The organism is Nocardia fodinahabitans (assembly GCF_052983615.1).
The window spans coordinates 6,477,239-6,491,236 of record NZ_JBRJJC010000001.1; the positions used below are offsets into that span (position 1 = coordinate 6,477,239).

Genomic DNA, 13,998 nt, shown 5'->3' on the forward strand with positions numbered 1-13,998 from the left:
CGGTACCGGAGTGGCTCAGGACGGTTGCCGATGTGCCGGCGGGTGTGTTTCGTACATCCGGACGCCGACAGCCACCGCGGCGGCGGCGCTGACCGCGGCGGCGGCCCAGACCGCGGCGTGCAAGCCGAGGAGATCGGCGACGATGCCGCCCAGGATCGCGCCGACGGCGTAGCCGAGGTCGCGCCAGACCCGGTAGACCCCGACCGCGCGCCCCCGCCACAGCGGATGGGCGACATCGCCGATCACCGCGAGCAGCGTCGGGTAGACCATCGCCGTTCCGGCGCCGAGCAGGATCGCGCCGACAGCCCATCCGGTGAACCCGTCGGAGGTGGCGACGACCGCCAGCGCGGCGGCTTGGAGGCTCATACCGCCGGTGATGAGGTGTTTGCGTCCCCACCGGTCCGACAGTGCTCCGGTGACGAGTTGTCCGGCGCCCCACACTCCGGGGTAGAGGGCGAACAGCAGCCCGATCTGGCCGACGGACAGGTCGGCGGTGGCGAACAGCAGCGGGAACAGTCCCCACGACAGGCCGAAGTTGAGGTTGTTGACCAGCCCGGCGAGGCTGGCCGAGGACAGCGCGGGCTCGGAAAGGCTGGTCGCCATCACGATCTGGCGATCGGTCAGATCCGCGTGTAGGTGGTCGTGCAGGCCGTCAGCGCGTGGAGTGTGTCCGGCGGCTTCCAGGCGGGCGTAGTCGCGGGTCTCGCGGATGAACAATCCCGAGATCGCCAGCGCCAGTGCGGCGTAGGCGAGGCCGAGCAGAAACGGCGCCGGGCGCAGCCCGTAGCGTTCGGCGAGATAGCCGGCGAGCAGGGAACTGATCGCGACCGCGCCGTACCCCGCGGCTTCGTTGAGGCCCATCGCCAGACCGCGCCGGGCCGGTCCGACCAGGTCGATCTTCATCACCACCGTGGTCGACCAGGTCAGGCCCTGGTTGATGCCGAGGAGCACGTTGGCCGCGACGACCCATCCCCAGTTGGGTGCGGCGATGAGCATCAGCGGCACCGGTATCGCGAACAGCCAGCCGATCAGCAGAACGGGCTTGCGACCGTAGCGGTCGGAGAAGGTGCCGGCGAAATAGTTCGCGATCGCTTTGGTGATCCCGAACGCGGCCACGTAGGTGAAGATGAAAGTGTAGCCGCTGAGCCCGAATTCGGACTCGGCCAGTAGTGGGAGCACGGTCTGCTGCTGGCCGACCATGCCACCGACGAGGGCGTTGATCGCGATCAGCAGGGTGAACTGGGCGGCGTTTTCTCGCAGTCCCAGGACCGGGGTGCGCACGCCGGGGCGCAGACTCATGCTCCGGCCGCCAGGTCCTGGCCGAGCGTGGCGGCGTAGTCGGCAGGTGAGCCGTCCAGGATCCGGATGTCGTTGCGGCCGCCGCGTTCCAGGATGCTGGCCGCGGTCATGGCACGTTCGCCGTGTCCACACATCACCGTCACCGGCCCGGGCGGGACGTCGGCCAGATGCGAGGAGAGCGTGCCGAGTTCGATGTTGCGGGCGGCCGGGATGTGCCCGGCGGTGTATTCGCCGCGCTGGCGGATGTCGAGCACCGTGGGTGCGGGGTGCGCGGCGAGCTGGTGTGCGGCGAGCAGCGCCGCCTTCTCGACCGGCCCGGTCCAGGTCGTCATCCCGCCGTCGAGTTCGCCGGCGAGGGTATCGAAGCCCACTTTGGCTGCCTCCCAGGCGATATCGACGGCGTCTTGGAAACGGTCGCGGACGATGATCACGGGCTGGTCGGATTCGACGAGCCATCCCAGCCAGGTCGCGAAGACCGGGCGCAAGGTGATCGACAGTGCTCCCGGGATGTGGCCGGCGGCGAAGGCGGCCGCGGAGCGGGTATCCACGACCTGCGCGCCGCCGGCGACGAGCTCGCTGACCTGGTCGCTGGTCAAAGGGGTCGGAGTGGAGGTGTCACCGAGGACAGTGGGCCCCCGGTGGTTGATCTCGCCCAGGCGCAGGAAGTAATCGGGGAAGGTTCCGAGTGAGGCGAGCAGGGCATCGACGAAGGCGTCCTCGCCGTCGACCTGCAGCAGTGGATTGGTCGCCCGCTCCCGGCCGACGGTGCTGACGCGTTCGGTGCCGATGGCAGCCGAGCAGAACGAGCCCGCCCCGTGGGTGGGCCAGACCGGGGTGTCGTCGGGCAGCTCCATCAGCCGCTGCAGCGAGTGGTACTGGGCGCGGGCGAGCGGGATGGTCTGGTCGGGGCTGACCAGGTCGGTGCGCCCGGCGGTGCCGACCATGAGCGAGCCGCCGGTGAACACGCCTTGGAGTCGCTGATCTGCGTCGCGCAGCAGGTAGGACAGGTGTTCGGGCGAGTGCCCCGGGGTCGCGAGCGCTTCGAGGACGAATTCGCCCACGGTGACCGTCTCGCCGTCGCCGAGCGAGGTGACGTCGAATCCGCGGGGACCGACCTCGGGGGCGATGACAATGGCACCCTCGGTGTCGGCCAGTTCCCGCACGCCGGAGATGAAGTCCGCGTGCAGGTGGGTTTCCACCGCGTAGGCGATCCGCAGGCCGTGGCGTCGCGCTTCGGCGCGGACCTGGCGCACGTCGCGTTCGGGGTCGATGACCAAGGCGCGGCCGTCGCCGAGGTCGAGCAGATAGGTGGAATTGCCGAGCCCCTCATCGATGACGGGGATCAGGGTGAAGTCGGTGAGCATCGCGTACTCCTGGGTCGCCGTTCTCGGGCTTATTCCAATGCGCCATGGAATATCATAGGAGCGTATTCCATGGTTTCATGGAATACAACCGCGCGGCCGACGGCCTGCGTCGACACGCTCGCTGCCATGCTGGCGCGTACGATATTCCACAGATGATTGGAGGAGTTGTGAGTGGTGACCGTCCCGCCGCGAAGGCGGCGCTGTACGAGGCGTTCGCTACCAGCGGCAAGGCGCTCGCCAGCGGTAAGCGTCTCGAGTTGCTGGATCTGCTCGCCCAGGGTGAGCGGACTGTCGAATCGCTCGCCGTTGCGGCCGGGCTGAACCTCACGACCGCCTCGGCGCACTTGCAGACGCTCAAGCAGGCCGGTTTCGTCGCGACCCGCCGCGACGGTGTGCGCATCCACTACCGCCTTGCCGGCGAGGACGTCGCGCAACTGTTCGCGTTGCTGCGCAAGGTCGCCGAGGCCCACCAGCCCGCCGTGGCGCCGGCCCGCGAGTCCTACCTCGGCCCCGCCGACGGACAGGAGATGACCCGCGAGGAACTGCTCGCCCGCGCCGAATCCGGACAGCTCGTCGTCCTGGATGTGCGCCCCGTGCCGGAGTACCGCGCAGGCCATATTCCCGCCGCGGTCAATATCCCCGTCGACCAGCTGGCCGAGCGCATCGCCGAAATCCCCGCCGACAGTGAAATCGTCGTCTACTGCCGCGGCGAGTACTGCGTACTGGCCTACGACGCCGTGCGGCTGCTCACCGACCACGGGCGCCGGGCGATCCGGCTCCACGACGGCATGCTCGAATGGCGCCTGGCCGAACTGCCCCTCGCTCCCGCGCCGGCCTGATACCGCGAAGCGGCCTCCGGCGGGTGGATTCCATGTCGCCGCCACCTTCACCGATCTTGTCCGCACTCGATTCGCGCCCGACCTCCGTCGAACCCGAATCACGCGCGCCCGACCGGGATGGCCGCTACTCCTCCGACCGCGACGACGCGCCGAAAACTGTTGCTGCCGTTGAGCAGGGGCCAGACCGTGGCGTCGACGACGCGTTGCATTCGCCGCATCCGCGCCGACTCGGATCGGACGTGCTCGAAGAACAGCAGGACTCCGCCCGGCTCGAGGACTCGGAAGATCTCGGCCAGGGCAGCCTGCTGGTCGGGCACCGTGCACAGCACCAGGCTCGCTGCGACCGCTTCGAACGAATCATTGTCAGCCGCAATATGTCCGGCGTCCCCCTTCCTCCAGACCTCGACATCGTCGTCGACCGGCTCCGCACCCACATGCTGAGTCCGTGTTCGGCCGTGTCCAGGCACCGCTGACTGTGATCGCGGGCGGGATGGGTGTATCGCGGTTGCGCTGCGTGGCTGTGGCGACGCCGAATGCCGTTTCGGCTGTGGGGTTTTGGTGTCAGGTCGGTGGGCCGGTCATGTTCTGGCCGGCGGCGGTAGCCGGTGAGGTCGTGGCTACCGCCGCTGGGCTTCGGGGTGTCAGTGCTGGTGGTGGCGCACGACGGGCCAGTCGATGTCGGTGTCGATGGCCTTGTTCAGGTAATTGGTGAACACGTTGAGCGCGACCGCGGCGATGACTTCGGTGATCTCGGCGTCGGTCAGGCCGGCCTCGCGGGCGGTCTTGATGTCGGCGTCCTCGATTCCGCCTCGGGCCCGGACGACAGCAACGGCGAGCGCGAGTGCCGCTGCGGATTTCGGGTCGGCCGATTGGCCGTGGCGAGCGGCGGAGATCTCCGGCTGCGCGAGTTCGGCGACGTTCTCACCGATGTAGGTGTGCGCGGAAAGGCAATAGTCACAGCCGTTTTCCTCGGCTACCAGCAGGGCGATGCGTTCACGATCGCCCGCCGACAGTGTGCCGCCGGCCAAGGCGGAGGAGAAGCCGAGGTAGGCCTCGAGGACGGCTGGGCTGTTGACCATCGCCTTGGTCATGTTGGGGGTGACGCCGAGCGCCTTCTGTACACCGGCCAGCAGGTCGGCGGCTTTGCCGGTGGCGGTGTCGGGCTGGATCAGGGGCAAGCGGGACATGGTGAATCCTTCTGTCGCGGTTGGTTTTCACGCACCGGAGTACTAACCGATGATATTGATATGAACGGTTAGAGGATGGTGGGCATTCCCGACTCGATGGAGAAGTTTCTCCCGGAGGCGAGATCCTGTGGTGCGCTGAACAAAACCTACGTCCACGACTGGTTGCCGCCACCGGACCGAGAGCGTCGGGTGGGGGACACTCGGCGCCAGAGCTGTCGAACGGAAGGGGCGCTGGGTGCATCCGGGACCGGTATCGTGCTCGACTACCGCCTCGCGACAAGGCCGAGGGCTTCGGCGTCGATGATCTCGATCACCGCGTAGCCGACGCGGATCAACCCGTCGCGTTCGAACTCTTTGAGGATCTTGTTCAGCGATGGACGTTGCACACCGAGCATCGCAGCGAGAGTGCGCTGGGCCAGCTGGACCGATCCGTCGACGGCTTCATCGAGCAGTAGCTGGGCCACCTGGACCGGCAGTGCGCGGCCGAGAATGTTGATCAGTCGCGCTTGTCCAGTGGAAACACGTTGCGCGACACTGGAAAGCCAGCGCCGGGCGATCGCGGGATGGCTGGCGAGCAGGGCCTCGAACGAACTGTCGGACAGGAACAGGCAACTCGACTCGGTGAGAGTGCGCGCGGTGTAGGCCAGCGGCATCTCCAGCAGCAGCGCGATGTCACCGTCGACGTCCCCTGGCCGCAGCACATCGACGACCGCCCGCCGCCTGCCCGAGCCGACCGACAGCTCCAGCTGCCCTTGGCGCACGATCCACACCCCGCCCGGTTGCGACCCGGCCGCGAAAACGAGGGACCCGGCGGGAAAGGACTCCAGCTCGATCCGATCGGCGAGCGCAGTGAGGTCGCCGGGGTGCAGGGGCGCGGCGGCGCCGCGGCCGACACACCGCGCGAACCACGCCGCGTGCCGCAGCTGGTCGTCGGTGAACGACTCACCGCCGATCGCGCGGATGAGGTGGTCGAAGGTGCGGTTGACGGGGGTCATGGCCGGACTCCTGATCGTGGGTTGGGGTGAACTTGTCATCCCGCTGACAATTGTCCTCGGCGCGACAGCGGAACGCGATTGGCTGAGAACCACACAATCGTGTTCAACGAGAGGTTCTGTCATGGCAACTTCGGCTTCGAGCAGTCCGATGTCTTCGAGTATCGGCACGCACGCACTTGGTACGGCAGCCGCGCGCGGCGCCGTCGCCGGCATCGTGGCGTCGCTGGTGATGGCAATGTACGCGATGATCGCGGCCGCCACGTACCAGCACACCGGGTTCTTCACCCCGCTCTATCACATCGCCTCGACCATCATCGCGCCCGACGCGATGATGGCGTCGATGATGGCGGCGGGTTCCGGTTCGACCTTCACCTTCGACTTCGGGCCCGCCGTGCTCGGCGCGGTGATCCACATGATGGTCGGCGCGATGTACGGCGCGGCGTTCGCGGTGCTCGCCCTGCTGGCCCGGCTGCACGGCATCGTATTGATCGCCGCCGCCCTCGCTTGGGGCGCAGTCGTTTTCGCGGTGAGCACTTGGATCGGGTTGCCGCTGGCGGCGGCGGTCTTCGGTGGTGGCGATCCGATCCGCGACATGGCGAGCATGGTCGGCTATCCGACCTTCCTGGGCGAACACCTGCTGTTCGGAGCCACGCTGGGACTGCTCCTCGCGGCCTGGCCGCGCACCCGCTGACCGCTGCCGCGGCGACATCCGGCCTCCCGGCGGGGCCGAACAGCCGGTTCTGCGCTGTTCGGCCCAGCTCGGCATCTCAGTCGGCGTCGTGCATCGGATCGGCGACTACCCGTCACCGACGGTCCGGGTCGATGGTGTCGAGGTGATGGCACGGCCAGGCGACGGTTCCCCGGCCGACTGGATCTGCCGACGCCGGACCGGGTCATGGCGGCGCTCCGCCGTGCGGTCGGTTGACGGCGGGTGCTCGCACAGCGTCAGCAGGATGACAGTTGGGCGTTCCGGCGGGGCCCAGCCGGATACCGTGGCGGACATGACGCGTATCGATGTCGGTGACCGGATATCACCGCAGCTCCTGACCGGGATCGACGGTCGGACGGTCACGGTGCCCCAGGCCGACCGGCTGGTCCACCTGCAGTTCCGCCGGTTCGCTGGCTGTCCGATCTGCCACCTGCATCTGCGATCGGTCGTGGCGCGCCACGACGAGATCATCGCGGCGGGTATCGAGGAGGTCGTCGTCTTCCATTCGACTGCCGAGGCTTTGCAGCGCTACCGGTCCGACCTGCCGTTCGCGGTGGTGGCAGACCCCGATCGCGTGCTGTACGCGGAGTATGGAGTGGAGTCGGCGCTACGGGCAGTGGTGAATCCGCGAGTGTGGTCCGCCGCGGCCCTCGGCGCGGTTCTGCAGCGGTCGCCGGGGGCCGCGCTCGGCAGCGGAGAGGATCATCTCGGTCTGCCCGCCGATTTCCTGATCGCCTCCGATGGGTGTGTGGTAGCCCGAAAGTACGGTCGCCACGCCGATGATCAATGGTCTGTCGACGAGATCGTGGAGCTGGCGAACCGCTGGAGTGTGCCACCCGATGGCAGTGATCCATCAGTCCTGCGGCAGGGCTGATCAAGCATCAAGGTCGCCGTCACCACGTTGGGGGTGATCGGTATCAGGTGCTGACGGACAAGCAGCGGGAGTTGCTCGAGCTGCTGCTACCGAAGTCCGAGGCCCACCGGGGTCGCAACTTCGCCGAAATCGCCGGGGTGTGGGGGATGCTGGATCTGTTGCGGGCCGGCTCGTCGTGTCGGGACCAGCCGCCCAGGGATTTCCCGCAGCGGGCCGACTGTGCTTGCCCGGCTGAGTTCAATCGTCAACTGACGCCCTGCGTCAGCGCGGATACCAGTCGCCGGGTGAATTCTTCGAGGTCGTCGAGCCCCTGCGCGGTGATGAGGGTGCCGTCGGTGTGGACACGTTCGGGCGTCCACACCGCTCCGGCATTGGTGAGGTCGGTGGCCAGGCTCGGCCACGCGGCGATAGTGCGGCCGGCGACGAGCCCGGCGTCGATGAGTGTCCACGGGCCGTGGCAGATCGCGGCGACGGGGATATGCGCGTGGTGTCCTTCGCGCAACAGGTGGTGCGTTGCCGAATCTCGGCGCAGGATATCGGGATTCGCGACACCGCCGGGCAGGACCAGCGCATGGTAGTCCGCGGCGTCGGCGTCGCTGGTGCACAGGTCGACGGCGAAGCGGTCGGCGCGATCGAGATGATGGAACGCTTGTACGAATCCCGGTTCCGGGGCGAGTAGCACGGTGTGGGCGCCCAGGGCGCGCAGGGCATTCCGCGGGTGCTGCAGCTCGACCTGTTCGACGCCTTCGTTGGCGGACAGGAATGCGATCGTCTTACCGTTGAGAACTGTTGTCATGAGAGGTCTTTCGTCGGAGGGGTGGTGCCGCCCGCGCGGGAGCGGGCGGCACCGGGTGGGAAGCAGATCCTGGGGCTCAGTCGGCGGGCGCGGGCTCAGCGGCGATGATCGCCGCGATCAGCGCGTCGTTGCTGTAGGCGACTCCTCCGATTCCCCACCCGCTCTCGGCGGCGTAGCTGATGTTGATCCAGATGTCGTCGGGGGAGTGGCCGGGTACGACGTGGTCGGCGGCGATCGAGGTCGCGGTGGTGATGAAGGCGGCACGGTCCTGGGGGGTGGGCAGGCCGATGCCGGGCAGCTTGAGCTCGATGAGCAGGACGGGGCGATTCACACCGCCGGTATGGACGTGTTCGGGGTCGAGGAGGTGCAGGTGGCCGCCGACGACCGGGGTGAAGAAGGTATTGCCGGTCAGTCCGCTGCTCTCGATGAGGGCATCGATCAGCTGCGGGATCAAGTGGCGTTCGCCGGTTTCGGTGAGAACTCCGCGGGGCGCGATGACGGTGAAAGGCACGGAGACGTGTCCTTGTCTGTTCGGAGGGATCGGAATCGCTAGTACGTACGTACTAGCGATTCCATCTTGTACTAGGATGGCCGTACTAGTCAAACGGAGGAGTTGCTGGAGATGACCAGACCGACCCGGGACCGCATGATCGACGCGGCTGTGGACAGCCTGCGCCGCAACGGTTTGGCGGGCATGTCGTTCACGGCTGTGCTCGCCGAGAGTGGTGCCGCGCGCGGGGCGATCTATCACCATTTCCCCGGCGGGAAGACCGAATTGGTGGCCGAGGCCGCCAGGCTGCACGGGCAGGACATCGCATCGCGCATGGCGGAGCTGGCCGGGCCGGACCCCCGCGCCGTCGTGGCGTCCTTCGTGGAGTTCGCCCGGCCCGTGATGGCGGAGGCGGCGCGCGGCAGCGGGTGTGCGATCGCGGCCGTCACCGTGCCGGCGGGCAAAGACGGTGACGAGTTGTGCCGCATCGCCGCAACGACTTTCGCCGCGTGGATCGATCGGCTCACGGCCGCGCTCGCCGGCGCGGGTATGGCACCGGACGCGGCGGCTGATCTGGCATGTCTGCTGATCGGCCTACTCGAAGGCGCGCAGGTACTGTGCCGGGCCGAGCGCGGCACCGGTCCCTTCGACCGGGCCGCCCGAGCGGCGATGGCGGTTACCCCGGGCGCGTGACCGCACAGCCTCGGCCGGAGAGTGCGGGCCGGCGCCGTAGCAGGGTCTGCCGGACTCGTTGTGATGCGCGAATTGCGGCTCGCAGCAGTAGATTTCGGCGAGCCCGTCGCGGCGTCGAGCTGGCGGCGGCATCGACGACCTCGGCAGCAACGGGTGGGTCAGCGCAGCTCGGCGTGGTCGCGGCGCTCACCGCGCCGATCAGGGCGAGAGCAGTGGGCCGACACGGCACGCCGTGCCGACCAGGCCGCCGGTGATGCCGATGCGCTACATCGGCAGCGGCGAGGCTGCCGACTACCCGGTGAACGCGCTGCGGACGCGGTGCCGAAAACGGTCCAGCCGGCCAGGCGTGCTCCGGTCGGTGGTGGGTTCCGGCTCGCCGACGACCTGCACCCCGTTCCAGAACGCGACGTGGTCCTTGATCGACCGTGCCAGCGGACTCGGCCTGCGGTAGTACCAGGCCGCGTTCGGATTGACCTCGCCACCGGCGGTCACGTGGTAATAGCCGGCCATGCCCTTCCACGGGCACAGGGTGCGGGTCGGACTGTCGGAGAAGTACTCCCGGTGCAGCGACTCCGGCGGGAAGTAGTCGTTGCCTTCCACCCGCACCGTTCGTGGTGCCTCCGCGAGCACCACCCCGTTCCACATTGCGCGCATCATGCCCGCTGACCTCCTGTTCCGGTTTCTCCCTCGATGAAACGCCCCCACTGCGCCTCCCGGTAGCGAACTGTCAGCCCGGTAACACAGGTGGTGGGATCAGTCGATTCCGAGCAGAGTGCGAGCGCCGACGGCGAAAGCGTCCGGGTCCTCGATCTGGGGATAGTGGCCGACCCCGGCCAGCTCGATGACCGGCGCGGCGGGTCTGAGCTCGCACAGTCCGTCGAGGACCGCCGAGGTGGCGACCGGGTCCGCGGTGCCCCACAGGAAGCCGAGAGGTTTGTCCCAGTCTCTGACCGCCCCGTGCCAGCGGTCGGCGTAGGTGATGCGCTCCGGCAGATACGCGGTGAGCAGATGCGCGATCCGGTGACCATCCGCCGCCGACAGCAGCGCCCACTGCGCGGCCACTTCGTCAGCGGAAACCGGGTGTCCGGCGGAGAAGAGTTTCGAGAACTCGCGGGCGAACACTCGCCGATTGGCCAACCGTGCCGCGACCGGGCCGAGGGGTCCACGCAGAATCTTCTGAATCGGTCGCAGGGTGGCCTTGTCCAGGATCACGCTGCCGTTGCTCAACACCGCGCGGTCGAGCGAGAACGACAGTGAACCTTCCAGATCGCGGGCGAGTAGTTCGGTGGTGACCGAGGTGCCCATGTCGTGTGCCACCACGACCACCGACCCTGTTCCGGTCGCGCCGAGTATTTCTTCGACGATGTCGGCTTGCTCGAAGAGGCTGTACCGATGCGGCCGGGGCTTGTCCGACAACCCGAACCCGAGAAAGTCCAGCGTGATCCATGGCCGACCACCCAACTGTCCGACGATCCGGCGGAAATCATAGGAGCTCGAGGGGTACCCGTGCAGGAGCAGCACAGTGGCGCCCTCGCCGGGCTCGCTTCGGACGAAGATCGACCCCGATCGGGATCGCACCAGCTCCCCGCGATCGTGCCAGTCACGAACCTCACTCGGCATCATCGCACCGACACTACGTTCCCCGAGTGGGCCGGAGCGGGAAATCCGACACCTGACTGCCGCCCGACTCGGTGACAGCGGACGCCGCAGGTCAGTCGGCCGAACCGCATCCTGCTCGGCGCCGCCGTTCGGATCCGGTGGAGGCGTTCCCCTCTGGCTGCCTGGCTCTGGTTCATCGCGGCCGTCGGCATCGCCGTCACGGTGAGCTCGAGCTCGACGAAGCAGGGCTGGCACGACAACTTCGCGGGCGGTACCCAAGTCGTCAAGGGGTGAACCCCGCCGAAACCCCCGGGGCTCGGTCAGTGGTCGAAGCGTCGGCAGCGGCCGGTGAAGACGATCGAGATCACCGGTAGCAGCACCGCGTCGATCAACTCGTCGGTGTCGACCGGTGCTTCGATCGACAGTGTGTCGGCCAGGCCACGCGTGGTAGCGGTGATCATCGAGGCGGCGGCGGAGCTGTCGACCTCGGTGCGCACCTCACCGCATTCCTTGCCGTTGTCGATCGCGGTCGCGATCCGGCCGTGCAGCTCGCGATGGGCTCCCCGCGCGGCTTCGGCCAGGACGGGATCGTTCAGCGACAGGTTCCACAGGCTGCGTTCGACCCGGTATTCCACGATCCGTTCGGTATCCAGCGGTAGCAACTCGGCCAAGCCTGCTCGCAGCATCGACGAGATCGGCTGCCCGGCTGCTTCGCCGTCTCGGATGTGCTCGGCGACCCGGTCGGCACTGCGGCGCAGGCAATCGTCGTACGCAAAGCGCAGCAGCTCATCCTTGGTGGAGAAGTAGTGCTGAATCAGCCCCACCGAAATGCCCGCTTCGGTCGCCACTTTGCTGAAGGTGACCCGAGGTAGCCCCTCCGCTGCCAGCAAGCGTTGGAAGGCGCGCGCCACCACCGCGCGTCGTTGATCGTGGTCGGCGACTCTGGGCATGGACAACAATATACCCGTATGGTTATCGTTTCAATATGGCCATATTGAAACGATGGTTGGTGCTGCTGCTCTCCCTGTTGGCGCTGGTGGGGTGCGCACGGGTGCCGCCTCCGCTCGCTGACGGCTCGCCCGGTCGGTGGGACACGTTCATTCGGGAACGGATGGCCGCGACCGGAATCCCCGGAGCCGCCTATGCGGTGGTCGACCGCGCGGGAATCCGGCACAGCGCGACCTTCGGTGTCGACGGAGCGGGCGCGGACGTCACCGCGGCGACGCCCTTTCTGTGGGGATCGGTGGCCAAACCCGTGACCGCCCGGCTGATCGCGTCGATGGTCGAGACCGGCGAGCTACGCCTCGACGCACCCGTCGTGACCTACCTACCTTCGCTGCGCACCAGGGACAGGGCGCGCTCGGACCGAATCACTGTGCGGCAGTTGCTGAACCAGACCAGCGGCTTGCCGACCTCGACGCGGCACACCGACCGCACCGACCCCAACCGCAGGCCGGGCGACGTGCTCGCCGAACTCTCCGGCGAGACGCTGGCCGGTGAACCCGGTGCCGTACACCGCTATTCGAGTACGAACTACCTGTTGCTCGCCGCTGTAGTCGAAGCGGTCACCGACCGCCCGTTCGCCGAGGTGCTGACCGAGCGGGTCTTGGATCCGATCGGTATGCACACGACCGTGACGACTGCCGAGCAGGCGAGCGCGTCCCTGCCTGCCGGTCACCGCTATGTCTTCGGTCGGCCGATATCGTTCGATGTGCCCATCGACCCTGCCGGCGCGGGCTACGGCTACCTCGGCGGCACGCTCACCGACCTCGCCGCGTTCGCGAGGGCGAGTCTCGGTGACGATGTCGGCCTCGACGGCGCGGTCCCGACCGGCACCGGCAAGAGCTACGGTCTGGGCTGGCGTCGCTGGACCCTCGAGGGCACCGACGTCCCGATGGTCTGGCACGGCGGAGCGGCGCCCGGATACTCCGCCCAGGTCATCGTGTTGCCCGAGCAGGCCATCGTCTTCACCGCGAACGTGTACGGCACTTTCCAGGAATCCGCGCTGCTCGAGATCGGATTCGGCCTCGCGGAACGAGCGCTCGGGCTCGCGCCGTCGGCACCTTCTGCCGACCACACCTATCGGGCGATCCTCGCCGCGCTCGTCGCGTTGCTGGTGGCGGGCATCGCGGCTGTGGTTCGTGCCCTGTGGCTGCTCGCTCGTCCGATCGCGTCGTCACGGCGGCGAATCGCGGCGAACCTCGCGGTGTGGCTGCTCGTCCCCGGCGCGGTCCTGGTCGGCTTCGGCATCGTGCTGCCCATGCGCGCGGGTATCGGACTGTCCCAGCTCTTTCTGTGGACTCCGGACATCGCCACCCTTGTCTTCGCGATCCTCGGGCTCGCGGCGCTGCTGACGGCCCTGCGGATCGCTGTCGCCGCGCGCAGGTGCAGCGCAGGCGACATCGGGCCCAATGGCCTGGGCGCGGAGTGCCCGTCGCTCACCGAATATCGGCGACGATGACGGTGACGTTGTCGGGTCCGCCGCCGAGCAGTGCCGACTCGATGAGCTGATCGGCGCACTCCTCGACCGAGGTCGCGCTGCGCAGGAACTCGGCGATCCGTGCTTCGGTGACGACGTCGGAGAGGCCGTCGGAGCACAGCAGGTATCGGTCGCCGAGTTCGGCGTCGCCGGAAACCAAGGTGGGTGTGACGGATCCGCCGGTGAGGGCCTGCATGATCAGCGACCGGCGCGGGTGGGTCCTGGCTTGCTCGGCGGTGATGTGCCCGGCGTCGACGAGGGCCTGGACGAAGGTGTCGTCGCGGGTGATCTGGGACAGCTCGCCGTGGCGCAGCCGGTAGGCGCGGGAGTCCCCGACGTGGGCCAGCCCGTAGCGGGTGCCGTCGAACAGCATCGCGGTCAGGGTTGTGCCCATGCCTGCACGATCGGCGGACTCCGCGGCCTTGCGCGCGATGGCGTCGTTGCCGCGCAGCAGCGCCTGCTCGAGGCGGTCGAGCAGGTCGCCGTCGAGGTCGTCGTCGAGCGGTGCGAGTGCGGCGATCATCAACCCGGAGGCCACTTCGCCGGCCGCGTGGCCGCCCATGCCGTCGGCCAGTGCCAGCAATCGAGGACCGGCATGGACACTGTCTTCATTGCCGTCGCGGACCAAGCCGCGATGCGTGCGCGTGGCGCAGGTCAGCTGCGTGCTCACGAGG

At 68.1% G+C, this 13,998-nt stretch carries 15 protein-coding genes and 1 pseudogene; 5 read left to right on the top strand and 11 right to left on the bottom strand.

Annotated features, from left to right (window positions below; genetic code table 11):
* Positions 1 to 15: 15 nt before the first annotated feature.
* Positions 16 to 1,299, bottom strand: coding sequence for an MFS transporter (locus NV348_RS30540; RefSeq protein WP_447149951.1), 1,284 nt, complete (start codon positions 1,297 to 1,299; stop codon positions 16 to 18).
* Entirely contained in the window at positions 1,296 to 2,663 is a 1,368-nt protein-coding gene (locus NV348_RS30545) for an MBL fold metallo-hydrolase (protein WP_447149952.1), read from the bottom strand. The genes NV348_RS30540 and NV348_RS30545 overlap by 4 nt, the downstream gene beginning before the upstream one ends.
* Positions 2,664 to 2,830: 167 nt before the next feature.
* On the opposite strand from NV348_RS30545, the gene NV348_RS30550 reads away from it, so the two are divergent.
* Positions 2,831 to 3,502: an ArsR/SmtB family transcription factor gene (locus NV348_RS30550; protein ID WP_447149953.1), complete on the top strand. Its 672-nt coding sequence runs from the start codon at positions 2,831 to 2,833 to the stop codon at positions 3,500 to 3,502.
* A gap of 98 nt (positions 3,503 to 3,600) precedes the next feature.
* Here the strand turns inward: NV348_RS30550 and NV348_RS30555 are convergent, their stop codons facing one another.
* The 3 genes from NV348_RS30555 to NV348_RS30565 form a co-directional block, all read right to left on the bottom strand.
* Positions 3,601 to 3,936, bottom strand: a complete 336-nt coding sequence (locus tag NV348_RS30555; RefSeq protein ID WP_447149954.1) for a class I SAM-dependent methyltransferase — start codon at positions 3,934 to 3,936, stop codon at positions 3,601 to 3,603.
* Positions 3,937 to 4,143: 207 nt separating this feature from the next.
* On the bottom strand, positions 4,144 to 4,689 hold the full coding sequence (locus NV348_RS30560) for a carboxymuconolactone decarboxylase family protein (protein ID WP_447149955.1): 546 nt from the start codon (positions 4,687 to 4,689) through the stop codon (positions 4,144 to 4,146).
* A 263-nt stretch (positions 4,690 to 4,952) separates the two neighbouring features.
* A complete protein-coding gene (locus NV348_RS30565; protein WP_447149956.1) occupies positions 4,953 to 5,684 on the bottom strand; it encodes a Crp/Fnr family transcriptional regulator in 732 nt (243 codons plus the stop codon).
* Between the two features lie 148 nt (positions 5,685 to 5,832).
* On the opposite strand from NV348_RS30565, the gene NV348_RS30570 reads away from it, so the two are divergent.
* Together NV348_RS30570 and NV348_RS30575 are read left to right on the top strand one after the other, a co-directional pair.
* Entirely contained in the window at positions 5,833 to 6,375 is a 543-nt protein-coding gene (locus tag NV348_RS30570; RefSeq protein ID WP_447149957.1) for a hypothetical protein, read from the top strand.
* A 310-nt stretch (positions 6,376 to 6,685) separates the two neighbouring features.
* Positions 6,686 to 7,267, top strand: coding sequence for a peroxiredoxin-like family protein (locus tag NV348_RS30575; RefSeq protein WP_447149958.1), 582 nt, complete (start codon positions 6,686 to 6,688; stop codon positions 7,265 to 7,267).
* Positions 7,268 to 7,511: 244 nt separating this feature from the next.
* On the opposite strand, the gene NV348_RS30580 is transcribed toward NV348_RS30575, so the two are convergent.
* Complete coding sequence (locus tag NV348_RS30580; protein WP_447149959.1) at positions 7,512 to 8,063, bottom strand: type 1 glutamine amidotransferase domain-containing protein; 552 nt, start codon at positions 8,061 to 8,063, stop codon at positions 7,512 to 7,514.
* 76 nt (positions 8,064 to 8,139) lie between these two features.
* Positions 8,140 to 8,574 (bottom strand): tautomerase family protein, encoded by a 435-nt coding sequence (locus NV348_RS30585; RefSeq protein WP_447149960.1) that lies wholly within the window; start codon positions 8,572 to 8,574, stop codon positions 8,140 to 8,142.
* Between the two features lie 111 nt (positions 8,575 to 8,685).
* Between NV348_RS30585 and NV348_RS30590 the strand changes: the two genes are divergently transcribed.
* Entirely contained in the window at positions 8,686 to 9,246 is a 561-nt protein-coding gene (locus NV348_RS30590) for a TetR/AcrR family transcriptional regulator (RefSeq protein ID WP_447149961.1), read from the top strand.
* 291 nt (positions 9,247 to 9,537) lie between these two features.
* On the opposite strand, the gene NV348_RS30595 is transcribed toward NV348_RS30590, so the two are convergent.
* From NV348_RS30595 to NV348_RS30605, 3 genes are all read right to left on the bottom strand, one after another.
* Positions 9,538 to 9,903 carry a DUF427 domain-containing protein gene (locus tag NV348_RS30595; protein ID WP_447149962.1) on the bottom strand — a complete coding sequence of 122 codons (366 nt, stop codon included), beginning with the start codon at positions 9,901 to 9,903 and terminating at the stop codon, positions 9,538 to 9,540.
* Between the two features lie 96 nt (positions 9,904 to 9,999).
* Positions 10,000 to 10,869 carry an alpha/beta fold hydrolase gene (locus NV348_RS30600; protein ID WP_447149963.1) on the bottom strand — a complete coding sequence of 290 codons (870 nt, stop codon included), beginning with the start codon at positions 10,867 to 10,869 and terminating at the stop codon, positions 10,000 to 10,002.
* 296 nt (positions 10,870 to 11,165) lie between these two features.
* Positions 11,166 to 11,795: a TetR/AcrR family transcriptional regulator gene (locus NV348_RS30605; protein WP_447149964.1), complete on the bottom strand. Its 630-nt coding sequence runs from the start codon at positions 11,793 to 11,795 to the stop codon at positions 11,166 to 11,168.
* Between the two features lie 35 nt (positions 11,796 to 11,830).
* On the opposite strand from NV348_RS30605, the gene NV348_RS30610 reads away from it, so the two are divergent.
* Positions 11,831 to 13,306 carry a serine hydrolase domain-containing protein gene (locus NV348_RS30610; RefSeq protein ID WP_447149965.1) on the top strand — a complete coding sequence of 492 codons (1,476 nt, stop codon included), beginning with the start codon at positions 11,831 to 11,833 and terminating at the stop codon, positions 13,304 to 13,306.
* Here NV348_RS30610 and NV348_RS30615 read toward each other — a convergent pair.
* Positions 13,290 to 13,994: pseudogene (locus NV348_RS30615) on the bottom strand (PP2C family protein-serine/threonine phosphatase); the annotation flags it as partial. The gene NV348_RS30610 and the pseudogene NV348_RS30615 sit on opposite strands and share 17 nt — an antisense overlap.
* Between the last annotated feature and the right edge of the window lie 4 nt (positions 13,995 to 13,998).

Excerpts from the sequence above, each read along its gene's own strand:
- NV348_RS30540 (WP_447149951.1), bottom strand. The coding sequence starts at position 1,299 with ATGAGTCTGCGCCCCGGCGTGCGCACCCCGGTCCTGGGACTGCGAGAA.
- NV348_RS30545 (WP_447149952.1), bottom strand. The coding sequence starts at position 2,663 with ATGCTCACCGACTTCACCCTGATCCCCGTCATCGATGAGGGGCTCGGC.
- NV348_RS30560 (WP_447149955.1), bottom strand. The coding sequence starts at position 4,689 with ATGTCCCGCTTGCCCCTGATCCAGCCCGACACCGCCACCGGCAAAGCC.
- NV348_RS30565 (WP_447149956.1), bottom strand. The coding sequence starts at position 5,684 with ATGACCCCCGTCAACCGCACCTTCGACCACCTCATCCGCGCGATCGGC.
- NV348_RS30570 (WP_447149957.1), top strand. The coding sequence starts at position 5,833 with ATGTCTTCGAGTATCGGCACGCACGCACTTGGTACGGCAGCCGCGCGC.
- NV348_RS30575 (WP_447149958.1), top strand. The coding sequence starts at position 6,686 with ATGACGCGTATCGATGTCGGTGACCGGATATCACCGCAGCTCCTGACC.
- NV348_RS30580 (WP_447149959.1), bottom strand. The coding sequence starts at position 8,063 with ATGACAACAGTTCTCAACGGTAAGACGATCGCATTCCTGTCCGCCAAC.
- NV348_RS30590 (WP_447149961.1), top strand. The coding sequence starts at position 8,686 with ATGACCAGACCGACCCGGGACCGCATGATCGACGCGGCTGTGGACAGC.
- NV348_RS30595 (WP_447149962.1), bottom strand. The coding sequence starts at position 9,903 with ATGATGCGCGCAATGTGGAACGGGGTGGTGCTCGCGGAGGCACCACGA.
- NV348_RS30600 (WP_447149963.1), bottom strand. The coding sequence starts at position 10,869 with ATGATGCCGAGTGAGGTTCGTGACTGGCACGATCGCGGGGAGCTGGTG.
- NV348_RS30605 (WP_447149964.1), bottom strand. The coding sequence starts at position 11,795 with ATGCCCAGAGTCGCCGACCACGATCAACGACGCGCGGTGGTGGCGCGC.
- NV348_RS30610 (WP_447149965.1), top strand. The coding sequence starts at position 11,831 with ATGGCCATATTGAAACGATGGTTGGTGCTGCTGCTCTCCCTGTTGGCG.